This is a genomic window from Stenotrophomonas maltophilia group sp. SKK55 (genome assembly GCF_057179845.1).
On record NZ_JBXUHP010000011.1, the window covers coordinates 284,231 to 309,840 of the forward strand.

Annotated in this window: 19 protein-coding genes and 1 tRNA gene; 8 read left to right on the forward strand and 12 right to left on the reverse strand. The window is 68.0% G+C overall.

The window, feature by feature from the left end:
- Positions 1-8 precede the first annotated feature (8 nt).
- The 4 genes from tldD to AC2A1N_RS06290 are packed head-to-tail and all read right to left on the reverse strand — an operon-like array spanning position 9 to position 7,489.
- The gene (gene tldD / locus AC2A1N_RS06275; protein WP_134968918.1) at positions 9-1,454 is read right to left on the reverse strand and encodes a metalloprotease TldD; all 1,446 of its coding nucleotides are present in this window, start codon (positions 1,452-1,454) and stop codon (positions 9-11) included.
- A gap of 58 nt (positions 1,455-1,512) precedes the next feature.
- Positions 1,513-5,370: a YhdP family protein gene (locus AC2A1N_RS06280; protein ID WP_484371788.1), complete on the reverse strand. Its 3,858-nt coding sequence runs from the start codon at positions 5,368-5,370 to the stop codon at positions 1,513-1,515.
- Between the two features lie 30 nt (positions 5,371-5,400).
- The gene (gene rng / locus AC2A1N_RS06285) at positions 5,401-6,888 is read right to left on the reverse strand and encodes a ribonuclease G (protein ID WP_484371790.1); all 1,488 of its coding nucleotides are present in this window, start codon (positions 6,886-6,888) and stop codon (positions 5,401-5,403) included.
- Positions 6,881-7,489 carry a Maf family nucleotide pyrophosphatase gene (locus AC2A1N_RS06290; protein ID WP_065179231.1) on the reverse strand — a complete coding sequence of 203 codons (609 nt, stop codon included), beginning with the start codon at positions 7,487-7,489 and terminating at the stop codon, positions 6,881-6,883. Before AC2A1N_RS06290 ends, rng begins: the two co-directional genes overlap by 8 nt.
- 130 nt (positions 7,490-7,619) lie before the next feature.
- Here AC2A1N_RS06290 and AC2A1N_RS06295 point away from each other — a divergent pair, with 130 nt between their 5' ends.
- From AC2A1N_RS06295 to arcD, 4 genes are all read left to right on the forward strand, one after another.
- Positions 7,620-8,357: an SIMPL domain-containing protein gene (locus AC2A1N_RS06295; protein ID WP_005418081.1), complete on the forward strand. Its 738-nt coding sequence runs from the start codon at positions 7,620-7,622 to the stop codon at positions 8,355-8,357.
- Positions 8,358-8,572: 215 nt separating this feature from the next.
- A complete protein-coding gene (locus AC2A1N_RS06300; RefSeq protein ID WP_242893854.1) occupies positions 8,573-9,223 on the forward strand; it encodes an energy transducer TonB in 651 nt (216 codons plus the stop codon).
- 195 nt (positions 9,224-9,418) lie between these two features.
- Positions 9,419-12,208 (forward strand): TonB-dependent receptor, encoded by a 2,790-nt coding sequence (locus AC2A1N_RS06305; RefSeq protein WP_061479655.1) that lies wholly within the window; start codon positions 9,419-9,421, stop codon positions 12,206-12,208.
- A gap of 164 nt (positions 12,209-12,372) precedes the next feature.
- Positions 12,373-13,794, forward strand: a complete 1,422-nt coding sequence (gene arcD / locus AC2A1N_RS06310) for an arginine-ornithine antiporter (protein ID WP_242893852.1) — start codon at positions 12,373-12,375, stop codon at positions 13,792-13,794.
- 102 nt (positions 13,795-13,896) lie between these two features.
- Here the strand turns inward: arcD and AC2A1N_RS06315 are convergent.
- From AC2A1N_RS06315 to AC2A1N_RS06350, 8 genes are all read right to left on the reverse strand, one after another.
- Positions 13,897-13,973: transfer RNA gene (locus AC2A1N_RS06315), tRNA-Asn, on the reverse strand.
- A gap of 22 nt (positions 13,974-13,995) precedes the next feature.
- A complete protein-coding gene (gene rlmH, locus AC2A1N_RS06320) occupies positions 13,996-14,466 on the reverse strand; it encodes a 23S rRNA (pseudouridine(1915)-N(3))-methyltransferase RlmH (RefSeq protein ID WP_242893850.1) in 471 nt (156 codons plus the stop codon).
- 64 nt (positions 14,467-14,530) lie between these two features.
- Positions 14,531-14,941, reverse strand: a complete 411-nt coding sequence (rsfS, locus tag AC2A1N_RS06325; RefSeq protein WP_005418109.1) for a ribosome silencing factor — start codon at positions 14,939-14,941, stop codon at positions 14,531-14,533.
- A gap of 57 nt (positions 14,942-14,998) precedes the next feature.
- A complete protein-coding gene (gene nadD, locus AC2A1N_RS06330) occupies positions 14,999-15,667 on the reverse strand; it encodes a nicotinate-nucleotide adenylyltransferase (protein ID WP_185807464.1) in 669 nt (222 codons plus the stop codon).
- Complete coding sequence (holA, locus tag AC2A1N_RS06335) at positions 15,668-16,705, reverse strand: DNA polymerase III subunit delta (RefSeq protein ID WP_049414424.1); 1,038 nt, start codon at positions 16,703-16,705, stop codon at positions 15,668-15,670.
- Between the two features lie 12 nt (positions 16,706-16,717).
- A complete protein-coding gene (locus AC2A1N_RS06340) occupies positions 16,718-17,302 on the reverse strand; it encodes an LPS-assembly lipoprotein LptE (RefSeq protein ID WP_005418114.1) in 585 nt (194 codons plus the stop codon).
- 137 nt (positions 17,303-17,439) lie between these two features.
- Positions 17,440-20,082, reverse strand: coding sequence for a leucine--tRNA ligase (gene leuS / locus AC2A1N_RS06345; protein WP_154351194.1), 2,643 nt, complete (start codon positions 20,080-20,082; stop codon positions 17,440-17,442).
- 105 nt (positions 20,083-20,187) lie between these two features.
- Positions 20,188-20,787: a DUF998 domain-containing protein gene (locus tag AC2A1N_RS06350; RefSeq protein ID WP_242893847.1), complete on the reverse strand. Its 600-nt coding sequence runs from the start codon at positions 20,785-20,787 to the stop codon at positions 20,188-20,190.
- A gap of 155 nt (positions 20,788-20,942) precedes the next feature.
- Between AC2A1N_RS06350 and AC2A1N_RS06355 the strand changes: the two genes are divergently transcribed.
- The 4 genes from AC2A1N_RS06355 to AC2A1N_RS06370 all read left to right on the forward strand — a co-directional run bounded on the left by AC2A1N_RS06355 (position 20,943) and on the right by AC2A1N_RS06370 (position 25,606).
- Complete coding sequence (locus AC2A1N_RS06355) at positions 20,943-21,194, forward strand: hypothetical protein (RefSeq protein WP_061479660.1); 252 nt, start codon at positions 20,943-20,945, stop codon at positions 21,192-21,194.
- 127 nt (positions 21,195-21,321) lie between these two features.
- Positions 21,322-22,179, forward strand: coding sequence for a thioredoxin (gene trxA / locus AC2A1N_RS06360; protein ID WP_242893844.1), 858 nt, complete (start codon positions 21,322-21,324; stop codon positions 22,177-22,179).
- Between the two features lie 107 nt (positions 22,180-22,286).
- Positions 22,287-23,987, forward strand: a complete 1,701-nt coding sequence (locus AC2A1N_RS06365) for a FecR family protein (protein ID WP_343235622.1) — start codon at positions 22,287-22,289, stop codon at positions 23,985-23,987.
- Positions 23,984-25,606 carry a CHASE2 domain-containing protein gene (locus AC2A1N_RS06370; protein ID WP_061479663.1) on the forward strand — a complete coding sequence of 541 codons (1,623 nt, stop codon included), beginning with the start codon at positions 23,984-23,986 and terminating at the stop codon, positions 25,604-25,606. The genes AC2A1N_RS06365 and AC2A1N_RS06370 overlap by 4 nt, the downstream gene beginning before the upstream one ends.
- Positions 25,607-25,610: the final 4 nt, after the last annotated feature.

Genomic DNA, 25,610 nt, shown 5'->3' on the forward strand with positions numbered 1-25,610 from the left:
CGCCACGCTCAGGCCTGGGTACCGCCGACGGTAATGCCCTCGATCAACAGCGAGGGCTGGCCGACACCCACGGGCACACTCTGCCCGTCCTTGCCGCAGATGCCCACGCCCTCGTCCAGGGCCAGGTCATTGCCGACCATGCGCACCTTCTGCATGGTTTCCGGGCCGTTGCCGATCAGGGTCGCGCCCTTCACCGGCGTGGTGATGCGGCCGTCCTCGATCAGGTAGGCCTCGGTGGCCGAGAACACGTACTTGCCACTGGTGATGTCGACCTGGCCACCGCCGAAGTTGACCGCGTACAGGCCCTTCTTCACCGAACGGATCATCTCCTGCGGGTCGTGCTCGCCGGCGCGCATGTAGGTGTTGGTCATGCGCGGCATGGTCAGGTGCGCGAACGATTCACGGCGCCCGTTGCCGGTCGGCGCCATGCCCATCAGCCGCGCATTGAGACTGTCCTGCATGTAGCCGACCAGGATGCCGTCCTCGATCAGCGTGGTGCACTGGCTGGGGTGGCCTTCGTCGTCGATGTTCAACGAACCGCGGCGGCCGTCGAGGGTGCCGTCGTCGACGATGGTCACCCCCGGTGCCGCCACACGCTCGCCGATGCGGCCGGCGTAGACGCTGGTGCCCTTGCGGTTGAAGTCGCCTTCCAGGCCGTGGCCGACCGCTTCGTGCAGCAGCACGCCCGGCCAACCCGGGCCGAGCACCACCGGCATCATGCCGGCCGGCGCCGGCACCGCTTCCAGGTTCACCAGCGCCTGGCGCAGCGCTTCCTGGGCAAGGGCTTCGGGGCGGCCGCTGGCAAACAGGTCTTCGTAGCCATAACGGCCACCGCCACCGGCATAACCAGACTCGCGGCGGCCGTTGTGCTCGACGATCACCTGTACATTCAGGCGTACCAGCGGACGCACATCGGCCGCCAGCACACCGTCGCTGCGGGCGATCAGCACCGTATCGACGCCGCCGGACAGGCTCACCATCACCTGCTTCACGCGCGGGTCGGCGGCACGCAGGTAACCATCCAGGCGCTTGAGCACCTCGACCTTGGCTTCGTTGCCGATACCATCGATCGGGTCCAGCGCCGGGTACAGTGCGCGCGCATTGCCGCGCAGCAGCGATCGCCCGGACTGCGCACCGCCCTCACGCGAGATCGCGCGCGCCGACTGCGCCGCCGCCAGCAGCGCGTCGGCGTGGATGTCATCGGAGTACGCAAATCCGGTCTTCTCGCCGGAAATCGCACGTACACCCACGCCCTGCTCGATGGAATGGGCACCGTCCTTGACGATGCCGTCTTCCACGCTCCAGCTCTCGCGGCGGGCGTGCTGGAAATAAAGGTCGCCGAAGTCGACACCGGGGCCGAGCAACTGGCCGAAGGTGCGCTCCAGGCCAGCGGTATCCAGGCCGCCGGGGCGCAGCAGGCGGTCTTGGGCAAGCGTCAGGGCGATATCAGTCATGGTCTCGATCTGGGGGTGCGGGGGCGCTCAGGCAAGCCCCGTGAACAGGGAACCGCGCTCAGCGCGAGCGCGGCAGGTCGGTGACGGTCGGCGGAATGGCCGGTGCAGACGCCGGCACGGGCGGTGATGGGGTCTTGTCGCGGCTGCGCTCGATCACTTCCACCTTCGGTTCCTTCCATGGACCGGTCACCTTGTAGGTTCGGGCGCCAATCTCGCCCAGCGGCTTGGACAATACCGCATTGGTGGCCGCGCCCAGCGCGGCACCCACCGGGCCGCCGGCCACCGCACCGACCACGGTCAGCAGGTTGCCCGCGCGCGGGTTGACGTCGATGGTCTGGTCGAACCGCTGGTTGCGCAGGTCGGCCTGGCCACGGATGGTGATGTTGGCCGCCGGGCCTTCGATCAGCACCTTGTCGGTGCGCGCCATGCCCTGGCCGAACTGCATGCTGCCGTCGATCTGGTTGAACGCGAAGCCCTTGGAGAAGAAGTCGCGGAAGTCGAACATCAGGCGCCGCGGCAGCTGCGCGACGCTGAGCAGGCCCAGCACGCGGCCGGCGCCTGGCTCCAGCTCCAGCAGCTGGCCATTGCGCGCGTGCAGGTCGAGGCTGCCCTGCAGATTGCCCAGCTGGAAGTCCGACGGGCCTCCGCTCCACGAGGCCTGCAACTGCGCCTGGCCGGAACCGCCGCGCAACTGGCCGCCGTAGTCAAGATTCTGCATCAACCCACCCAGATCCTCACTGCGCACCTGTGCGGTCAACTCGGTTCGGGCACCGCCGGTCCGGCCCAGCCAGCGACCGCTGATGTCGATCTCCTGGTCCGGCGCACGGAAACGCAGCTCATCCACGTTCAGGCCGTTGGCCAGCGGCCGCGTGCGCAGCACCGCCTGGCCCAGCACCACCTTGCCGAACTTCAGGTCGGCAATGTCCAGCGCGAACGGCGGCAGCTTGGCCGGGTCCATGTCGTTGGCACCGGCCTGTACCCGCGCCGGTGCAACCGGCGCACCCGGTGCCGCCGGCAGTGACTGCCAGTGCACGCGGTCAAGCTGGCCACTGATCGTGCCGCCGTCCGCATTGGGGACGGTCAGGCGCCCGGCCAGCGACGGGCCGTCCAACCGCACATCCAGTGCCTGTGGACCCGGGTGCAGCTGCAGCCGGGTCTGCTCGAACACACCGCCGATCAGCTTCAACTGGCCGACCTGGACGTCCACCGCTCGCAGCGGCATCGCATCGTCGTCACCGCCGCCCCGCGCCAGGCCGATCCACTCCAGCGCATCCAGCGTCGCGCTGCGGCCATTGACCGTCAGCCCGCTCGGCGGCGGCTCACGATCAACATGATCACTGCCCAGCGTGACCTGCACGCCGGTCTGGTTGTTGTGGCTGCGTGCGGCCAGGGCCAGGCGCTGGCCGAAGGCCACATCGATGCGGCCGGCACCCATCGGCAACTGCGCGGCCACCGTGGTCGCCAGCGCTTCGGCGGCCGGCTTGTCCAGTGGTGCCGGCAGGTCCAGCCGCGTGCCGACCAGGTCCGAACTCAACCGCAGTTCACTCGGCGGCGCGGGCGCCCCCGGAGCCACCTTGGGCAGGTTGACCGCGATGGTCCACGCTGAAGTGCCGGTGATGTAGGGCTTGAGCCAGGTCATTTCCGGTGCGCGGTCAATCAGTACGCCCGCATCAAGATGCGCCGTCAGCTTCGATTCGAAGGCCCGCGTGCTGTCGTGCACGTAGCCACCGGCGCGCAGGCTCAGGCGGCCATCCTGGCCGAGGTGGCGCACCGCCAGTTCCTCGGCGCCGAAGCCGCCATTGCTGTAGCGCGCCTGCCCTCGCATGTTGTCGAAGGCCAGCTGGAAGCGCTTGTCGACCAGCTTCACGCCGGTCAGGTCGACCGTCCCCTGCAGATGACCACCGCCTTCATCGTGGTGCAGCGGCTGCAGCAGATCGAAAGTCACATGCGCCGGACCACTGGCGACCAGGTTGTCCAGGGTATCGCCATAGTCCTTGTGCAACGGGCTCTGGCGCAGCATCGCCAGCAGCTTGCCGGCCTCGCTCGGCGCGTCGGCGCGCACGTACAGCGGCTGATGGCCGAAGTCCGGAATGCCGGCTTCGAACTTCTGCACCGCCACGCCCGCCAGGTCGCCACGTCCACGCATCTCGAAGCCGGGGCCGATGAAGGCGATATCGGCATCGACCTGGCGCATCAGCGGCCAATCGTGCTGGAAGCGGATGTCGCCATTGCTGATGTGGCCGGTGGCCTCGAAGCGGCCATCGTTGTTGTCGAACGGCCAGTCGTCCAGGTCACCGGTGACCAGGCCGACACCGCCACGCACCTGGCCGCCGGCCAGCGCCATGTCCAGCCAGTCGGTGGCGCCCTTGCTCATCTTGGAATGGATCCAGAAGCGCTTGGCCGCCGTCATCGGCACGTCGTCCAGCTTGGCGGCCAGCTGCAGCCACGGCCGCGTGCCGTCGCCCTGGAACCAGACGCCGCCGCGCACGTCGGCCGCGTAGTCGGTGCCCTCCACGCGCATCGCCGGCGTTCCGATCCGCCAACCGCCGCCCTCGTCGCGCCACCCCACGATCTGTCCGGCCAGATGCAGGTCATGCCGCACGCCAAAGCCGGTCGGCCAATCGAACTGCAGCTGCCGTTGCGGCTGCAGCTGCAGGCTGAAGCCATCAGCATCGCCTTCGAAACGCCCCCCGAGGCCGCGCAGGCCCGGAGAATTGCCGACGCTGGCAAAGCCCAGCGACTGCAGTTCGCCCTGTGCCCGCAACGGGCCATCACGCTCGCCGGCCAACTGCAATCGGCGCACCTCCAGCTGCGGCCGGGACAGGAACAGCCAGCGCCGCAGTCCCGGTTCGAGGAGATTGCTCAGGGCCAGCCCTCGCAGCGCGGTGCCGGCCTGCACCGCACCGGCGTTCACCCGCAGCTGCTTGCCGATCTGCAGCTGCAGGCCATCGAGCTGCTGTTCGCCATCTTCGGTCTTCAGGCGCAGGCGCGGCACCTGCAACGCCCAGCCATCGGCCTGGCGCTGCCAGCGCAGGCGGGCCTGCAGCCGCTGCAGCTGCAGCTGTGGCGCTGCCACGCCGGGCATCGGTGCACCGTCGACGCGCACGTCCCGCAGGTCCGAATCGGTGGTCAGCGCGACCGGCGCGAAATCACGCAGGGTCAGCCACAGGTTCAGCTCGCCCTTGCCCTCGCGGAGGCGCACGCCGCCGGCCGCCAGCAAGGGCGACCAGGCATGGAAATCGACCGGGTCGGCGCCGAGCCAGGCCTGGCCGTTGCCGTGCGCACGGTCCACGTCCAGTACCGCGGTCAGCGGCAGCGCCTGCGCATCGGCCCAGGCGCGTACACCCACGCGCAGGCGATCACCATTGACCCGCATGCGCAGGTCGATGCGCGGAAGCGTGGTGTCGATGCCGATCCCCGGCGCGTGCACGCCCAGGCGGCCGCCGATCACCTGCAGCTCGCCGAGCCGGCGCAACGCATCCAGCGGATCCCCCCCGTTGTCGGATTGCGGCAACCCGCGCACCGACCAGCGTCCGTCTTCGCCCTGCTGCAGGTCCAGGGCCAGGCCACGCAGGCGCAATTCGGTCAGCGAGCGCCCGGGCAGCAGCCCGCTGTACATCGATACCAGCACCTCGGCCTCGCCGATCGCCAGGCCCTGCCCGGCACCGATGCGCAGGCCCTTCAGCTGCAGCAGCGGGCCACGACGGGTCCAGGTCGTCTGCAGTTGGTCAAAACGCACCGGCTGGCCAGCCCGCTCGCTCAGCCAGGCGGCGATCCTGTCGGGATGACGCTCGGCCAGCGGCAGCAGTTGGCTGAAGGTGCCCACCAGCAGTGCAAGCCCGACCAGGCCCACCGCACAGGCGGCAATGAAATGACGGCGGATCCTTCGCAGTCGCAGGCGCGGCGGCGCGCTCATCGGCCACCGCCGGCCTGCAGCCGGCGAGGATCAGAGCAGAACAACATCGAATTGCTCCTGCAGGTACTGCTCGTCCGCCTGGAAGCGGATGCTCTTGCCGAGAAATTCCTCCAGCTCAGCCACCGCCGAGGACTCCTCATCGGTGATGCGCGCGACCACCTTGGTCGACGCGATGACCAGCAGCCGCGCGGCATCGAACTGGCGCACGGCGCGGGTGATCTCGCGGAAGATCTCGTAGGTCACCGTCTCGGTGGTCTTGATGCTGCCGCGGCCACTGCACTGCGGGCAGGTTTCCGACAGCTGGCGCTCCAGGCTTTCGACCGTGCGCTTGCGGGTCATTTCCACCAGGCCCAGCGGCGAGAAGTCGTACACCGTGGTCTTGGCATGGTCGCGGGCCAGCGCCTTTTCCAGCGTGCGCAGCACCTGGCGGCGATGCTCTGCATCATCCATATCGATGAAGTCGATGATGATGATGCCGCCCAGGTTGCGCAGCCGCAGCTGACGCGCCACTGCCTGCGCCGCTTCCAGGTTGGTGCGGAACACCGTCTCTTCCAGGTTGCGCTGGCCGAGGAACGAACCGGTATTGACGTCAATGGTGGTCATCGCCTCGGTCTGGTCGATCACCAGGTAGCCACCGGATTTCAACGGCACCTGCTTGTCCAGTGCGCGGCCGATCTCGTCTTCCACGCCGAACATGTCGAAGATCGGGCGATCGCCGGAATACAGCTCCAGCTTTTCGGCCAGCACCGGCATGTACTTGGCGACGAAGGCCTGCAACTGGCCGAACGTCTCCTTCGAGTCCACCTTCACCTTGTCCACGTCCTTGCGGATCAGGTCGCGCACGGACCGCAGCGGCAGGCTCAGGTCTTCATAGATGATGCTGCACGACGGCGCCTCGCGGCCGCGGCGCTCGACCACGTTCCACACGCGCGACAGGTAGGCGATATCCTCGGCGATGGCCTCGGCCGGCTGCCCTTCGGCGTTGGTCCGCACGATGTAGCCGTAGCCACCGTGCTGCGCCGACAGTTCGGTCACCAGCGCCTTCAGGCGGGCGCGCTCGGTTTCGTCTTCGATGCGCGCCGACACGCCCACCACCTTGGACTGCGGCAGCAGCACCATGTAGCGCGAGGGAATGCTGATCTGCGTGGTCAGGCGCGCGCCCTTGGTGCCGATCGGGTCCTTCACCACCTGCACCACGATGTCCTGGCCGTCACGCAGCAGCTCGACGATCGGCAAGCTGGCCGGCGGTGGCAGGGTGGTGTTCTCGGTGTCGGCGCTGGCCACCGGCGCCGGCCGCACCACGTCATTGGCGTGCAGGAACGCCGCGCGCTCCAGGCCGACTTCGACGAAGGCGGCCTGCATGCCGGGCATGACCCGCTGCACCTTGCCCTTGTAGATGTTGCCGACCACGCCACGGCGCCAACCGCGCTCGATGTGAAGTTCCTGCAGCATGCCGTTTTCGATCACCGCGACACGGGTCTCGCGCGGGGTCACATTGACCAGGATTTCCTCAGACATCGGCAGCCTCCCTGGCGGCATCGGCAGTGGGGACCGGCACGCCACAGCGCGCCAGCAGACGATCGGTATGCAGCAGCGGCAGCCCCATCACGCCGGAGTAGCTGCCGGAAAGGTGTTCGATCCAGCGTTCGGCCCCACCCTGGATGGCGTAGGCGCCGGCCTTGTCCAGCGGCTCGCCGGTGGCGACATAGGCGGCGATGTCGGCGGCATCGATCGGGGCGAAGGTCACTTCGGAAATGACCAGCTCGCTGTCCAGGCCGCCCGCGCCGACCACCACCACGGCGGTCATCACCTGGTGGGTGCGCCCGGCCAGCCGCGCCAGCATCGCCCGCGCGTCAGCGGCATCGACCGGCTTGCCGAAGACCTCGCCGTCCAGGACCACCTCGGTATCCGAACCAAGCACCCGCGCCTGCGGGTCGTCGGCCAGCACCCGGGCCAGCCCGGCGCGCGCCTTGTCGGCGGCGACCCGGCATACATACTGTTCGGCGCTTTCAGTGGCCGCGCGCTGCTCGACGACCTCCAGGTCAAGGGCCTGGAAGGGGCGTCCGAGTCGGGCCAGCAACTGGTTGCGTCGGGGGGAGCGGGAAGCAAGATAGAGCATCGGCACAGCATAACCTGAGGCCGCCACCTGAATCGTCGGCAACCCGTTACGGAACGCGTACAACCCCGAACAGGCTCACAGCGCGTTCATCGCTACGACACCACCCTCACCGGCACAACAAGGAGATCCCATGCGCCTGACCGCCACCCCGCTGCTGCTTGCCCTGTCCCTCGCCCTTGGAACCTCGATGACTGCTCATGCCGCTCCGTCGTCGCCGTCGATCGCCGCCGCGGCCGAAGGCACCCTGCTGAACATCTCGGCCAACGCCGAGGCCACCCGCGTGCCGGACGTCGCCACCCTGTCGGCAGGTGTGGTCACCCAGGCTGCCGACGGCAACAGCGCGATGCGCCAGAACGCCCAGCAGATGGACAAGGTGCTGGCCGCGATCAAGGCCGCCGGCATCGCCGAGCGCGACGTGCAGACCAGCGGCGTCAGCCTCAACCCGCAGTACCGCTATGCCGACAATGAGGCACCGAAGATCACCGGCTACCAGGCCAGCAACACGGTCAGCCTGAAGGTCCGCGACATCGCCAAGCTCGGCAAGGTGCTCGACGCGCTGGCCGCGCAGGGGGCCAACCAGATCAACGGTCCGCAGTTTGAGATCGACCAGCCCGAACCGGTCTATGACGAAGCCCGCCTGGCCGCCCTGAAGAAGGCCCAGGCCCGCGCCCAGACCTATGCCAGATCGCTGGGCCTGCAGGTGCGCCGCATCGTCAGCATCTCTGAAAACAGCAACGGCGGTTTCCGCCCGATGCCGATGATGCGCACCATGGCCGCCGGTGCGGCGATGGACAAGGCTACCCCGGTCGCACCGGGTGAATCGACCGTCTCGGTCAACCTGGACGTGGTGTTCGAACTGGGCCGCTGATCGCGCCCGGCACGGCCGACACAGGCGGGTCCCGCAGGGGCCCGCCTTTTTCGTGTATTCCAGCGGCGTTGGCTGAAGGCCAGCCCAACGCGCATGCCCCTGCCTCTAGGCAGTGGCCGCCATGCCGCGCTACTGATGGACTGCCAGCCGCGTGCGGCAACCCCGCCACGGACCCTGGTGCGTTGAGGACTTCGTCACTGGCATGGAGGTGGATCATGGTTCGTACCTATCCCGTTGCATCCCCGCACTTCGACCCCGCCCGCGTAGCCGCCTGGAGTGCAGCGATCGCCCTGCACCTGCTGGCCTTCCTGTTGCTGCTCATCCCTGCGACCTACCAGGCCGTGCAGGCCCCGCGTGAAAAGAGTCCGGTCCGGCTGATCGAGAAGATTCCGCCACCGCCGGCGCCGCCGGTTCCGGTCCCGCCAAAAGAGATCGTCCAGGTGGTACCGAAGCCGCGGACGCAGCCGGTGGTACCGCCACTGCCCGCACCCACCGCGACCGTGGAAGAGACCCAGGGCATCGCATTGCCGGCCGCCGAACCGGCTCCGCCGCAATTGGCGCCCAGCATCGACACCTCCACCCCGCTGGCCGGCGCCCAGCTGCAGTACCGCAGCGCTCCGCCGCCGGCCTATCCGATCCAGTCCCTGCGCAACCACGAACAGGGCACGGTGCTGTTGCGGGTGGAAGTGGACACCCGTGGCCAGCCGGTCGCGGTCAGCGTCGACCGCAGCAGCGGTTCGCGCAACCTGGACCAGGCCGCCCGCCAGCAGGTGCTCAAGCACTGGCGCTTCGAGCCTGCCCAGCGTGACGGCGTGGCGGTCCCGGCCATCGGCATGGTGCCGGTGCAGTTCTCGCTGCCGGACTGAGCGTCCCACCGGCCCGGCCCCGCGCCGGGCCGGCCCCTGCCACTGCCCGGCAAATGCGGACATGCCCGAGCCAAGCGTTACTGATTAAGCAAAAATTCACGTCTTCGTCACCTGCTGGAAACCTAGATTGGCGCGTCCCGGTATCGATCCGGCGACAGCCCTCAACGCTACGGTTTTCCAGTTAGGAGAGAAGCTGTGAAACACCCGATCCAACGGCCCGCCAGCCGCCGCCGCACCACCCTGGCATCGTCCATCACCCATATCCTTGCTGGCAGCACCCTGCTGCTGGTCGGCGCCGTGGCTTCTTCCTCAGCCTTTGCACAGGAGCAGGCCACCAACCTCGACCGCATCACGGTCACCGGCTCCAACATCCCGCGCACCAACACCGAGACACCGTCGCCGGTGCAGGTGGTGACCCGCCAGGAAATCGACCGCACCGGCAAGACCACGGTCGCCGAGTACCTGCAGACCCTGACCGCCGACGGCGCAGGCTCCATTCCCAAGACCTTCGGCAACGGCTTCGCCGGTGGCGGCGCCGGCATCTCGCTGCGTGGCCTGGGCGCCGGCTCGACGCTGGTGCTGTTGAACGGCCGCCGCATGGCCACCTACGGCCTGGCCGATGACGGCCAGAAGGTCTTCACCGACCTCAGCACCATCCCGCTCGATGCCGTCGAGCGCGTGGAAGTGCTCAAGGACGGCGCCTCGGCGATCTATGGCTCCGACGCCATCGCCGGCGTCGTCAACATCATCCTGCGCAGCGACTTCCAAGGCGCCATCCTGCGCGGTTCCTACGGCATTTCCGGTGACGGCGATGGCGATGCGAAGAAGGCGACCCTTACTGCCGGCACCGGCGACCTGTCCAGCGATGGCTGGAATGCGTTCTTCAGCCTGGACGTCGGCAAGACCGACGCGATCAAGATCAGCGACCGCAAGAACCGCAAGTGGATCGGCACCGGCGATATCCGGCGCTGGGGTTACGACGCTGCAGACGCGCAGTTCCTGGGCGGTGCCTACCTGTCGGGCGGTACCGCCGGCGGCGTGGGTCCCAATGGCTCGGTGTTCGATGCCACCGGCCATCTGGTTGCCCTGCCGGGCTGCGCCGGGCTGACCACGATTCCCGGGCAGAGTGACGCGACCGCGCAGGCCCAGGGTTGCCTGTGGGATCCGGCGCAGCAGTACCGCGACCTGAGCCCGGAAGAGAAGTACGTGAACGTGTTCGGCCGCGCCAGCTTCGCGTTTGGTGAAGGCGGCGAGGTCTATACCGAGATCGGTTACTCGAAGAAGGAAACGATCTTCAGCAATACGCCATCCGGCGTATCCGGCGGCTGGGGCTACCCTGGCGGCCCGGTCAACGCCAACAGCGGTGCCGGTGCGACCCAGCTGTATGCAGGTCATCCGGACAACCCGCTGCCCACCGCGGCCCGCCTGCGTTACAGCGCGTGGGACGTGGGCCCGCGCGTGACCGACAATACCAATGAGTTCAACCGCTTCCTGGTGGGTGTCAAGGGCAACTGGGGCGACTGGAGCTACGACACCGCCTACCTGCATTCCGGCACCGACCTGGTCAACAAGCGCACGGGTTTCCTGCGTTATGACGCAGTACGCTGCGTGCTGGGCAATCCGGCCTGCCCCTATGGCACCTGGCGCATCGGCGACAATGCCTCGCAGACGCCGCAGTCGGTCTACGATGCCATCAGCCCGACCATCAGCGCGCGTGCCAAGTCGAGCCTGGACATGTTCGACTTCACCATCTCGCGCAGCCTGATGGATCTCAAGGGCGGTCCGCTGGGCCTGGCCTTCGGTACGGAGTGGCGCAAGACGAGCAACAGCCTGACGCCGCAGACCTTCACCGATATCGGCCAGATCATCGGCCTGGGCTACTCGGCCTACGACGGCACGCAGAATGTGTATGCCGGCTACGCCGAACTGTCCGCACCGGTGCTGGAGCAGTTGGAACTGAGCGCTGCGGTCCGCTACGACAAGTACGAAAGCGGCGAAGGCAAGGCCACGCCGAAGCTGGGCGTGAAGTGGACCCCGGCCGACTGGATCGCCCTGCGCGCCAGCTACGCCGAAGGTTTCCGTGCGCCGAACCCGGCCGAGAACGGTGACGGTGGCCTGGCCGCCTTCTCCAACGCCCGCGATCCGGTGCGTTGCGCCATCGACCCGGCCAACGAATGCACCGCGCGCTCGGTGGCGATCATCACGCGGCCGAACAAGGACCTGAAGCCGGAAGAGTCCAAGAGCTACTCGGTGGGCATCGTTCTGCAGCCAACCTCGACCACCTCGCTGACTGTCGATGCGTGGGAAATCAAGCGCACCAACGAAATCGCGCAGGGCAGCACAGCCGACGCCATCGCCGCGGGCAACGTTCTCCGCGATGCCAACAACATTGGCGGAGTCGCCAACAGCGGCACCATCCTGGCCGTCAATACCGCCTACGTGAATGCCAACTCCTCGCGCGTCCGCGGTATCGACACCGACATCCGCCAGACCTTCGACATCGGCCCGGGCCAGCTGGAAATGGACCTGCAGTGGAGCCACGTGCTCAAGTTCGAGCGCACCGAGGGTGATACCACCGTCGACTATGTGGGTACCCACGGCAACTGCGACGTGACCAACTGCATCGGCACGCCGAAGGACCGCATCAACTTCGGCACCACCTGGAAGCAGGGCCCGTGGAGCATCAGCGGCGTGGCCAACTACATCAGCAAGCTGGAGAACAAGGACCGCCGCGGCGGTGACTACCTGGCCTTCTATGAAGACGGCGAGCCGGTAGAGAAGATCTCCTCGTTCACCACCTTCGATCTGTCCGGCCGCTGGAACATCACCGAAGCCTTCGAGCTGAACGCTTCGGTGCAGAACGTGTTCGACCGCATCGCGCCGCTCGACCCGAGCACTTACGGTGCAGTCAATTACAACCCGCTGCACTTCAGTGGTGCGATTGGCCGCTACTTCACTGTCGGCGCCAAGTACACGTTCAAATAATCCCGCTGCTGTGTTTGCTTCGAAGGCCCGGGCTGTTGCCCGGGCCTTCGTCGTTTCCTGGCTGTTCGTTGTCCATGCCGGCTCCCGCACACCCGGCCTTGCAGCCATGTTCACGAGTACATGGCTAGGGTGTGCTCGCGGCATCCGGGCCGCAGGGGATCTCAATGGCCACGACATCGCAACGCCTCGGCCTGCCGGCGTTGACTGCACTGGTAGTCGGCTCGATGGTCGGCGCCGGTATCTTTTCGCTGCCGCAGAACGTCGCGCGCAGTGCCGGTCCGGCCGCCGCGATGATCGGCTGGGCCGTCAGTGGCGCCGGCATGCTGATGCTGGCCTTCGTGTTCCAGGCCCTGGCCAACCGCCGTCCGGACCTGGACACCGGCATCTACGCATATGCACGCGAAGGCTTCGGCAACTACATCGGCTTCTCCGCGGCGTGGGGCTACTGGGTCGCTTCGGTACTGGGCAATGCCAGCTTCTTCGTGCTGATCTTCAGCGGCCTGGGCCATTTCATGCCGGTGTTCGGCGAAGGCAACACGCCAGCCGCCGTGGCCGCTTCGTCCGTACTGTTGTGGACCGTCCACCTGCTGGTGCTGCGCGGCCTGCGCACCGCCGCCATCGTCAACGGTCTGGTGACGGTGGCCAAGCTGCTGCCCATCGCACTGTTCCTGGTGCTGGCCGCCGGCGCGTTCCGCATGGAGGTGTTCCGCGCCGACTTCTTCGGCACACCTGCGCTTGGCGACCTCGGCCAGCAACTGCGCGGCATGATGCTGGTCACCGTGTGGGTGTTCATCGGCATCGAAGGCGCCAGCATCTATTCGCGGCGTGCCGCGCGCCGTGCTGACGTCGGCCGTGCCACGGTGATCGGTTTCCTGGGGGTCTGGCTGCTGCTGGTCCTGGTCAGCCTGCTGTCGATGGGCGTGCTGTCGCAGGCCGAACTGGCCGGGCTGCCCAACCCGTCGATGGCCTATGTGCTGCGCGCCATCGTCGGCGAATGGGGCGCGACGGTGATCATCGCCGGTTCGATCATTTCGGTGCTGGGCGCGTTGCTGGCCTGGGTGCTGCTGTGTGCCGAAGTGCTGTATGCCGCCGCTGGCGACGGCACAATGCCCGCCTTCCTGGGACGCGAGAATGCGCGTGGCGTGCCGGCCAATGCATTGTGGTTGAGCAACGGGCTGATCCAGCTGTTCCTGCTGCTGGTGCTGTTCAATGCGGGCAGCTACACCGGCCTGGTGCTGCTGGCCGCATCAATGAGCCTGGTGCCCTACTTCCTGTCCACCGCGTTCGGCGTGCAACTGGCCTGGCGCGGGCAGTCCTACGCGGGTGAGCCACGCGTGCGCTGGCGCGATTTCGTGGTTGCGCTGCTGGCCAGCGCCTACGCGCTGTGGCTGGTGTATGCCGGTGGCCTGAACAACCTGCTGCTGTCGGTGCTGCTGTACGTGCCCGGCGTTGTACTGTTTGCGCAGACCCGGCGCCAGCGCGGCGAGCCGGTTTTCACGCGCTGGGAGTGGACGCTGTTCGGCGCGATCCTGGCAGTAGCGATCGCCACGCTGGTAGCGTTCTGGAAGGGCCGGATCACGCTGTAGCGCCGAGCGCGTGCCCGGCTTGGAGGATGCAGCCGAGCAATGGGCTCGCCGCCACAACACGGCAAAAAAAAACCTGCATCTCGCGATGCAGGTTTTGCAAGGTGGCGCCCGAAGTTGGACTCGAACCAACGACCCCCTGATTAACAGTCAAGTGCTCTAACCGTCTGAGCTATTCGGGCAGACGACTAGTATAACCACTCTTCACGCGCGATGGTAGGGGTGATTGGCAATCATTGCGGCAGCCCGATACAGCTGCTCGGCCACCACCAGACGCACCAGCATGTGCGGCAACGTCAGCGGTCCGATCGACCACTTTTCGTCGGCCAGCGCGGAGACCTCTGGCGAATGCCCTTCCGGGCCACCGATCAGGAAGGCGAGGTCCCGGCCCTGCCCGCGCCAATGCTCCAGGCGCTGCGCCAGCTGCTCGGAACTCAACTGCCGCCCCGGCACGTCCAGTGCCACCACGTAAGCGTTCTTCGGCAGCGCGGCGATGACCCGCTTGCCTTCATCCTCGGCGGCACGGCGCGGATCGCGCCCCTTGCCGCGCAGGCCGGGTTCGATTTCCACCAGCTCGAACGGCAGCCAATGCGACAGCCGCTTCTGGTATTCGGCGAACCCCTGCGCGACCCAGCTGGGCGCGCGTTCACCGGTGGCGATCAGGCGGGCTTTCATCAACGGTCCTCCAAAACGTCGACGGCGCCATCGGCGCCGTCGAAGGGATGCGTCAACGTGCGGCTCAGGCCACTTCGTCGTCGCTGGACGGCGGCTGGTCGCCGACGGTCCACAGGCGCTCGAGCGCGTAGAACTCACGCACGCGCGGCAGCATCACGTGGACGATCACGTCGCCCAGATCGACCAGCACCCACTCCGCTTCGCGCTCGCCTTCAACACCCAGCGGCATCACGTCGATGTTCTTGGCGAAGCGCACGACTTCATCGGCAATCGACTTGACGTGGCGGGTCGAAGTGCCCGAAACGACGATCATGTAGTCGGCAACGCTGGACCGGCCGCGCACGTCGATCTCGACCAGGTCCTTGGCCTTCAGGTCTTCGGTGGCTTGGCGGACGCTGGCCAGCAGTTCCGGCACGGACGGCGGCGGGCTGGGCAGATCGACCTTGATGGTCTGGGGCTGGGTCTGGTTGCTCAAAATGGATCGACTCGATAAACGTGGGGCGATTATACGGGGATGGCGCGGCCGCGCCATTCACGCCGTGCCCGGGCGGTACAGCCCGTGTGCAGAGACATAGTCGGCTACGGCCGGTGGCAGCAGTGCGCGCCAGGGACCGCCAGCGGCAATCTGCGAGCGCACGGCGCTGGCCGATTCCTCGCGCAGTGGGTGGTGCAGGCGCAGGATGCGCCCGGCCGGGCTGGCGAACAGGGCCTGCTCATTGTCGGCCCAGCGCCCTTGCAGGGCGCGCCCCAGCTCGCCATCGATCGACGCCTGCAACGGACTGCCCGGTCGTTCGGCCACCACGAAGTGGGCCAGATCGAACAGGGCCTCCCATTCGTGCCAGCCGGACAGCCCCAGCAGGCTGTCGGCGCCCACCAGCCAAGCCAGCGGCCGGCTCGGGCCCAGCTCGCCACGCAGCTCGCGCAGGGTGTCGACGGTGTACGACGGGCGACCGGGGCAGCGGGTGGCACGATCCAGTTCGCGACGGTCCAGCAGCAGCCCCGGCTCGTCGCCGATGGCCAGCGACAACATCGTGCAGCGCTGCTCAGCGGTGGCACCGGGCACCGCGCGGTGCGGCGGATCGGCGGCCGGCAGCATGCGCACGGCGACCTGCAGTTCATCACGGGCCGCACGCGCGATCGCCAGGTGCCCGAGGTGCACTGGATCGAAGGTGCCCCCGTAGTAGATCCGCAGGCTCATCACTCAGGCCCGCGCCAGCAGGCGCACGGCACGCGGTTCGGCCACGGCCACCAGCAGGCGTTCCAGCGCCAGCCAGGCGTCGCCGTCAGCGCGCCCCTTGGCAATCCGGTCGACCAGCCCCGCCTCGGCCACGAAGCGCTCCCAGCGCTTGCCTTCCGGGTGCCGCTGCAGCGCGCGCTTGTAAGGCGCCTGCCGCGATTCCCAGATGCCACGCGATTTCATTTCAGCGGCCAGGTTGCCACCACGCGCCTGCACGCGGGCCAGGCCTGCGCCCGCCAGCAGTTCGCGGATCACGATCGGCATCAATGCGGCCACCGCCTCCCCTTCACCGCGCAGGCCGGCCAGCATGCGCAGCACCGCCGGCGGCTGGCCGGAGAACGTCGCCTCCACCAAGCGGAACACGTCGTAGCGGGCAGCGTCAGCCACCAGCGACTCCATCCGTTCCACATCCAACGGCTGGCCGTCGGCCAACAGCGCCAGCTTGTCGATTTCCTGGGCGGCGGCCAGCAGGTTGCCCTCCACCCGCTCGGCCAGGCGCTGCACGGCGGCCGGGTCGGCACGCAGGCCCTTGCCGCGCAGGCGGCGCTCGATCCAGTCCGGCAGTTCGTGCGGCTTGATCGCCCAGGCCACCGACAGCACGCCGATGCGGCTGACCGCCTCGGCCCACTTGCCCTGGTGGGCCTTGCTCCATTCATTGGCGGTGATCATCAACACCACGTCCGGCGCCGGGTTGGCGCAGAACTGGCTGATCACCTCGGCGCCCTCCTTGCCCGGCTTGCCGCTGGGCAGGCGCACCTCGACCAGGCGGCGGGCGCTGAACAGGCTGGGCGCATTGAAACTGGCGTCAAGCTGGTTCCAGTCGAAATCACGCCCGTCGGCGTCGAACACTTCGCGTTCGCCGATGCCCGAGGCGCGCGCACGCGCGCGGATGGCATCTGCGGCCTCCAGCACGCGCAGTGTTTCCGGGCCTGCGATCAGGTATACCGGCGCCAACGCGGTGTCAGCGCCCTGGCTGGCCAGCTGCTCCGGACGCAGTTCCATCGTCGCTGCCGCTCAGTGCTTGACGGCGGCGGCCGGCTCTGCCGGCACCGCGCCCTCGATCGGCTTGGCCTTCGGCGCGGACAGGCTGCCCCCCTTCTCGATCTCGGCGCGGACCACGCTGTCGATACGGCGGATGATCGAGGCAGACATTTCCCGGCGCAGCTCCGTGGCCAGGATTTCGCGTTCGGTGGTGGTGCCGGTGGCGTCGGTCGGCGGCGACACGTAGTCGCGCGACAGCTCGATCACCTGCTGCGGCACCAGTTCGCTGCCATCCTCGCGGCGGAAGATGAAGATCACCGCATAGCGCAGGCTGTACTCCTGCGCACGACCCTGCGAGTCGATGGCGATCGGGAGGTCACCCCAGCGCTCGGACAACACCTGCAGCTGGGTACTGGGTTCCTTGCTGTCCTCATCGGCCAGCCTGGCACCGGAGGCCAGCAGGCTGCGATTGAGCAGCTTGACCAGTTCACTGTACGGGGCGGTGGAGACCACCTTCACCGGGGCGGTGTCGGTCGGCAGCATCAGCTTGTTGCGCAGATGGAAGCCGCAGCCGGCGAGGCCGAGGACAAGAACGAGGGCAAGCAGGATTCGGGTCATGGAGACAGTCTGGCGGAGCCGGGCGATCACGGCAACACACAGCGTGCCCGAAGCCGCGTGAATGCAGGGCCATCAAGCACCCGGCCCTGCTTCTGGAAAGGCACCGGCCACCGCGCGGGTGGCCGGTGCGAGGTACATCAGGCGGCGACGATGTTCACGATCTTGCCCGGGACGATGATGATCTTGCGCACCGTCAGGCCTTCCATGAACCTGGCCGCGTTGGGCTCGGCCAGCGCCAGCGCCTCGACCTGCTCGCGCGCGGCATCGGCCGCCACCTCGATGGTGCCACGCAGCTTGCCGTTGACCTGCACCGCCAGGGTCAGCGCATCGCGTACCAGCGCACTGCTGTCGGCCTGCGGGAACGGCTGGTCTTCCAGCAGCGTCTCGCCATGGCCCAGCACCTGCCAGAGGGCGTGGCTGGCATGCGGCGTGATCGGGTTCAGCAGCAGCACGACGGCCTGCAGCGCTTCCTGGCGCACCGCGCGGCCCTGCTCGCTGTCGTCCTCGAACCTGGCCAGCGCGTTCATCAGCTCCATCACCGCTGCGATGGCGGTATTGAAGCTGTGGCGGCGGCCGTAGTCGTCACCGACCTTGCCGATGGTTTCATGGGTCTTGCGGCGCAGCGCCTTCTGGTTGGCATCCAGTGCTGCAACGTCCAGCGCCGGGGCGGCACCGTCGGCAGCATGCTTCTGCACCTGGGCCCACAGGCGGCGCAGGAAGCGCGCCATGCCGTCCACGCCGGCCTCGTTCCACTCCAGCGACTGCTCCGGCGGCGCGGCGAACATCGAGAACAGGCGCACGGTGTCGGCGCCGTACTTGCCGACCATCGCCTGCGGGTCCACGCCGTTGTTCTTCGACTTGGACATCTTCTCGGTGCCACCGACCACCACCGGCTGGCCGTCGGCGATCAGGGTGGCGCCGGTGATGCGGCCGCGCTCGTCACGCTGCACTTCCACATCGGCCGGGTTGATCCAGTCCTTCGAACCGTCCGGATTCGGGCGGTAGTAGGTCTCGGCGATCACCATGCCCTGGCACAGCAGGTTGCGCGCCGGTTCGTTGCTGTCCACCATCCGCGCGTCGCGCAGCAGCTTGTGGTAGAAGCGGAAATACATCAGGTGCAGGATCGCGTGCTCGATGCCACCGATGTACTGATCGACCGGCAGCCAGTAGTTGCCGCGCTTGTCGACGGCGTCACGGGCACCCGGCGAGGTGTAGCGGGCGTAGTACCAGCTCGACTCCATGAAGGTGTCGAAGGTGTCGGTCTCGCGCTCGGCGGCGCCACCGCATTCCGGGCAGGTGGTCTTGCGCCATTCCGGGTCGGTCTTGATCGGCGAACCGGTCCCGGAGAACGCCACGTCCTCCGGCAGTACCACCGGCAGCTGCTCCTCCGGCACCGGCACCGCACCGCACTTGGCGCAGTAGATCACCGGAATCGGGCAGCCCCAGTAGCGCTGGCGGCTCACGCCCCAGTCGCGCAGGCGGTAGTTGACGCGGCGCTGGCCCTGGGCCTTGCGCTCGAAACGTTCGGCCAGCGCTTCGAACGCGCCCTGGAAGTCCAAGCCGTCGAATTCGGCCGAGTTGACCAGTTCGAAGGCACGGCTCTTGTCGCTGTACCAGTCCTGCCAGCGGCTGCCGTCCCAGGTGCGCTCTTCCTCAGTGCGCGGATCCTTCAGCGCGATGACCTGCTTGATCGGCAGCCCGTACTTGTTGGCCACTTCATTGTCGCGCTGGTCATGGCCCGGCACCGCCATCACCGCGCCGGTGCCGTAGCCCATCAGCACGAAGTTGGCGACCCACACCGGCACCGGCTCGCCGGTGACAGGATGCAGCGCGCGCAGGCCGGTATCCATGCCGCGCTTTTCCTGGGTTTCCAGTTCAGCCTCGGATACTCCGCCCTGCTTCAGGTCGGCCAGCATCGCGGCCAGTTCCGGGTTGTTCTTTGCTGCGTGCAGCGCCAGCGGGTGTTCGGCGGCGATCGACACGAAGGTCACGCCCATCACCGTGTCCGGGCGGGTGGTGAACACGCGCAGCGGATCCAGCACGCCACCATCGACGTCGCGCACGTCGAACTGGATTTCCAGGCCCTCCGAGCGGCCGATCCAGTTGCGTTGCATGGTCTTGACTGATTCCGGCCAGCCGTCCAGCTCGTCCAGGCCATCCAGCAGTTCCTGGGCGTAGTCGGTGATGCGCAGGAACCACTGCGGGATCTCACGCTTCTCCACCAGGGCCCCCGAGCGCCAGCCGCGGCCGTCGATGACCTGCTCGTTGGCCAGCACGGTCTGGTCGACCGGGTCCCAGTTCACCACCGCGTTGCGGCGATAGGCCAGGCCCTTGCGCATCAGGCGGGTGAACATGCGCTGCTCGTGGACGTAATAGTCCGGACGGCAGGTGGCGAACTCGCGCGACCAGTCGATGGCATAGCCCAGCGATTTCAGCTGGCTGCGCATGTGGTCAATGTTCTTGTAGGTCCACGCCGCCGGCGCGGTCTTGTTCTTGATCGCGGCGTTTTCCGCCGGCAGGCCGAACGCGTCCCAGCCCATCGGCTGCAGCACGTTGTGGCCAGTCATGCGCTTGTAGCGGCTGATCACGTCGCCAATCGTGTAATTGCGCACGTGGCCCATGTGCAGCGCACCGGACGGGTACGGAAGCATCGACAGGCAGTAGTACTTCGGCTTGTCCGAGGTCTCGTCGACCTCGAAGGCACGGGTGGCGTCCCAGTACTGCTGGGCGGCGGATTCAACCTGCTGCGGGTCGTAGGCGTTGGTTTCAGCGCTGGTCATGGAACACGCGGATGCGGCGGCAAAGCGGTACAGCGTACCGCAGTGCGGCAAACGTCTCCAATCCTGCCTGCTGGGGGTGGGCGCCGCGATGCCCCGGGAGCCGTCTCAGCGTTGGCGCGACAGCGGCAGTGCGGTGGCCAGCCAGGCCACCCAGCAGGCAAACGCCAGCCGTTGTGCCAGCGGCGCCGGCAGGACGCCCTGCAGGGCAAACGCGGCCACCGCAGCCAGCACGCCGCAGCCCAGGGCCAAGGTGCCCAGGGGGCGGCCATGCGCCTGACGCAGCTGTGTCGTGCCCAGCAACAGGGTCCCGGCGACGAAGCCCAGCACCCAGATCATCCAGGCACTGGCATGCAGCTGGCTGGCCGGCCCATGCAGATCGTCCACGTCCAGCGGCAGCAAGCCCATCGCGGCAAAGCCCAGGCCAGCCAGCAGCAGCATCTGGCTGCCGACCCTCGGTGCCCAGCCGGCAGTGGCGGGCAGGCTGCGGCGCAGGCGCTCAGCCACCACCGCGGCGAGCACGCCGGGCAGCACGAAGCCAAGCAGATTGAAGGCCAGCGCATGCGGTACACCCCGCGCACCCAGCAGCGCCACCGGGTGGCGGGCCTGTGCATAACCCTCCAGGCCGGCACCGAAGCCAGACACAGCCAGGACGAACACGACTGCAGCAAGCAGTCCCAACCAACGATCAAGCCGGACCATGGACATTGCGCGCAGTCACCCGGAAAAGAATGGATCAGCCCATTGTCGCGGCAGCGACGCGAGGCGCCAAGCACGGCACATTTCAGATCAATTCGATATCCGCGTGTTTCTCCCACAGCGATGCTCGCGGCGTGGCAGTTCCGCCATGCAGGGAGTTCCCCATGATCCAACGCATCCTCGCCGCCGCACTCAGCCTGGGCCTGGCCACCGCCGCCCAGGCTGCCGAGTTCAGCTGCTACGCCAAGATCGGCCCGCCCAGTGCCGCCCAGAACAGCGGCACCCTGATGGGCGGTGTCAGCGCTGCCAGCCTGCAGGCAGCCGAGGCCGAGTACTACCGGCGCACCTCGACCACCAAGCCGGTCAGCGCTGGCAGGTGGGTGATCCACGAGCTGTACTGCGTACCGCGCGCATAAGTCGGGCATGGCGGGCCTGCGGGCCCGCCAACAGCAACTCGAGGGCGTACTCCGTGATGGCAGGGTTGAGACGGACATCGATCGTCACCATAGAATCGGTCTCCAGATGCCAAGCGATGCTTTCCCCATGACCGAGACGACCTACGTATTCGACGCCACCACTGCGACCTTCGAGGCCGAAGTCCTGCAGAAGTCGCTGCAGACGCCGGTGCTGGTCGACTTCTGGGCCACCTGGTGCGGGCCGTGCAAGACCCTCGGCCCGATGCTGGAAAAGCTGGCTGCCGAGTACAACGGTGCGTTCGAGCTGGCCAAGGTCGATGTCGACAAGGAACAGCAGATCGCTGCGGCCTTCCAGATCCGCTCGGTGCCCACCGTGTTCCTGGTCAAGGGCGGCCAGCTGGTGGACGGCTTCCCGGGCGCCATTCCGGAAGGCCAGCTGCGTGAGTTCCTGGCCCAGCACGGCATCGTACCGGTCGATGTGGGCGATGCTGTCCCCGAAGATGACGCCCCGCTGGATCCGCAGGCGCAGGTCGATGTGCTGCGTGCGCAGATCGCCGCCGAGCCGGACAAGGATGAACTGAAGCTCGACCTGGCCCTGGCCCTGCTGCAGATCGGTGGCGTGGACGAGGCAGGCACCCTGATCGACGGCTTGCCCGCCAATCTGGCCACCGACGACCGCGCCGTGCGTGCCCGCGCCCGCCTGGCCTTCGCCGCCGCGCTGAAGGATGCCCCGGCCGCCGAGGCGCTGGAGGCGCGCATCGCCGCTGACGGCAAGGACCTCAAGGCCCGCCACCTGCGCGGCGTGCAACTGCTGCTCGGCGGTCATGACGAGGCCGCGCTGGCCCAGTTCCTGGAAATGCTGCGGATCGACCGCGGATTCGAGGAAGGCCTGCCGCGCAAGGCGCTGATCGACGCCTTCAATGTGATCTCCGACGAGGACCTGGTCGGCCAGTACCGCCGCAGGATGGCGTCGCTGCTGTTCTGAACGGGAACCCGCTCCGTTCAGAATCCCTGCACTGAACGCGGGCAATAATGCCCGCGCTGGTGGCCACGCGGTCGCCACGATCCGTTCGGGGGGATGAGGTCGGGGCCATGGGGTCTTGCAGCTGCACCCCCGCATTGCCGGGATTGCAAACTGTGACCGTCGTCCGCTCTCTGTCGTTCGCCATGCATTTAACGGGCGCTCTGCTCTGCGCCCTCTTCCTGATGCCCGCCATTGCCGGCGCCCAGGACTGGAACTACCGGGTCCGGCCCGGCGATACCCTGTGGGACCTGGGCGGGCTCTACCTGAAGCCCACGGTACGCTGGCAGCAGCTGCAGCAGCACAACCGCATCGACAACCCCTACCAGTTGCCGCCGGGCCAGCTGCTGCGCTTCCCGATCAGCTGGCTGCGCACCGAACCGGCGCCGGCCCGGGTGCTGTCCGTGCGTGGCAAGGTCGCGCTGGCAGGCGCCGATGGCACGGCGACCCGCGCGCTCCAGGCCGGCGAACAGCTGCATATCGGTGACACCGTGGAGACCGAAGGCGATTCCAGCATCACCCTGGAATTCGCCGATGCCTCGCGCCTGCAGCTGCGCGAGTACTCGCGCCTGCGCCTGGACCAGCTGAGCCGTTACGGCCACACCGGCATGGTCGACACCCGACTGCGCCTGCAGCAGGGGCGAGCCAGCAACCGGGTGACGCCGGCGCGCGGTCCCGCCTCGCGTTACATCATCGATGCGCCCACCGCGACCAGCAGCGTGCGCGGCACGGTGTTCCGGGTCAGCGCCGGGGATAACGGGCACGTCGGTGCCACCGAGGTCCTGCAGGGCAAGGTGCAGGTCGGCAACTCCCATGGCCAGCGCCTGGTCCGGCCGGGCCAGGCGACCCGCAGCAGCAGTGCCGATGCGGCGCCCGCTGCGGTCTCCGCACTGCTGCCGGCGCCGGCGCTGCGCAATGACGCGCTGCGCCTGGCGCCGCTGCCGACCGTGCTTGCCTGGGAACCGGTCAATGGCGCCGATCATTACCGGGTGGAAGTGGTGCAGGCGGCAACGCCGGAGATCCTGCTGTTCGCCGCCACCACCGCCGACACCCGGCTGGCGATCGGCGATCTGCCGCCTGGCCAACTGCGCATCCTGTTGCGCGCGGTCGACGCCCAGGGGGTCGAAGGCCTGGATGCCAGCGCCGATTTCGAACTCGGTGACCAGCCACCGCCGCCGCTGACCGTATCGCCGCTGCATGGGCAGACGATCAACAGCGACCGCCCGCGTTTCCGCTGGAGCCAGGCCCCCGGTGCGCGCAGCAGCGTCCTGCAGATCGCCACCGAACCCAGCTTCCTGCAGCCCCTGCAGGAGCAGGCCACCCATGCGACCGACCTGCGCCTGGCGCAACCGCTGCCGCCCGGCCAGTACTACTGGCGCGTGGCCTCGCGCGATGGCGAAGGCCGACAGGGCCGCTATGGCCAGGCGTTGCCGCTGCAGCTGAGCAATGAACCGGTGGACCCGGCCCTGCATCCACCCGAGGCCGCACACGGCGAGCTGACGCTGCGCTGGCAGGCCGGCAGCGAGGGCCAGCGCTACCGGGTGCAGGTGGATCGCCACGGCGACTTCAAGGCACCGCTGGTCGACGAAACCGTGGACCAGCCGCAGGTGAGCTTCAAGCGCCCGTGGAGCGGCACCCTGCATGTACGCGTGCAGTACATCGACGATGACGGCCACGCCAGCGCGTTCTCGCCTGCCCAGCAGGTCCCGCTGCCGTGCCGCCTGTGCTACGGCGCGGGTGGCGGTGCCCTGCTGCTCTGGTTGTTGTTGTGAGGCGCTCGCCGCTGCCATGGTCGAAGCGGATCCTGCTGGCCCTGCTGGCCGGCGTGCTGACCATCGTGGCCAGCCAGGGACAGTGGCTGTGGCGGCAGGACGAGGCGGCCTATGACGCGTTGGTCGGCAACTGGGATTACCGCCCCGATCCCAGCGTGCTGATCGTCGCCATCGACGAAGGCAGCCTGCAGCGCATCGGCCAGTGGCCCTGGCCCCGCTCGGTGCATGCACGCCTGCTTGACCGCCTGACCGATGCCGGCGCCGAACGCGTCGCGCTGGACCTGATGCTGTCCGAACCGGATCGCCGTGACAGCCGACAGGATGATCAACTGGCGGCCGCCATCCGACGCAACGGCCGGGTGGTGCTGCCGGTGCTGGCCGCACCGGCGGCCGGCGACCGCATGGCCGAGGAAATGCTGCCGATCCCACAGATCGCTGCCAGTGCCGCCGCCATCGGCCACACCGATGTTGAAGTGGATGGCGACGGCGTCGCCCGTGGCGTCTATCTGCACGCAGGTATCGGCCAGCCGCACTGGCCGGCACTGGGCCTGGCACTGGCCGACCTGCCTGCCGGTGCCGTACGCGGCCTGCCCGATCCCGACCCGGAACTGGGCTCGCCCTATCAATGGCGTCGCGACGATTACGTTCGCGTGCGCTACGCCGGCCCCCCCGAGCGGCTGCCGCAGGTGTCCTATGCGGACGTTCTCGATGGCCACGTGGACATGGCGATGCTGCATGGCCGCCGCATCGTAGTTGGCATGACGGCCAGCGGCATCGCGCCCCGCCTGCTGACCCCGACCACCCGCGAGTTCTGGATGAGCGGCAGCGAGTACCAGGCCAACATCACCTCGATGCTGCTGCAGCACAGGCAGATCGATGTTCTACCGCATGCCTGGCAGCACGCCATCAGCGGTGTGCTGGTGGCGCTGTGCGTGATCCTGCTCGGCCTGCGCCTGCCCTGGCTGGTCGCGCTGTGTTCGTTGCCGATGCCTGCCCTGCTGAGCTGGCTGCTGCTGCGCACGAGTGACCTGTGGTGGGCGCCGGCCAGCGCGATGCTGGGCGTGACGCTGGCACTGCTGGTCTGGGCGGTGTGGCGGATCTCGGCCTGGCACCGCCAGGCCAACCGCGACGCCCTTACCGGCCTGGGCAACCGCCTCCGCTTCGAGCAGTCGCTGCAGCAGGAATGCGATGCAGCGCGGCGCAGCGGCAAGCCATTGAGCCTGGCGTTGATCGACGTCGACCACTTCAAGCGCCATAACGATCGCCACGGGCACCAGGTCGGCGACCGCGTGCTGCGTGATGTCGCCCGCCTGATCGGCGCCCATGCGCGCCGCCCGCGCGACATGGCGGCACGCTACGGTGGCGACGAATTCGCGCTGGTGCTGCCGGATACACCGGCCGAGGGCGCACGCCAGGTGATTGAGGACCTGATTGCCTGCGTGCGCGCATTGCCGGCGCCGGGCGATGGCAGCGACGATACCGTCACGCTCACCATCGGCGTATTCACCCGCGTGCCCGACGGCGAACTGCAGCCCCACCATTTCGTGGAAGGCGCCGACACCGCCCTTTATCAGGCCAAGGCCAACGGCCGCGACGGGTACATGATCGACGGCCCATGAGGCA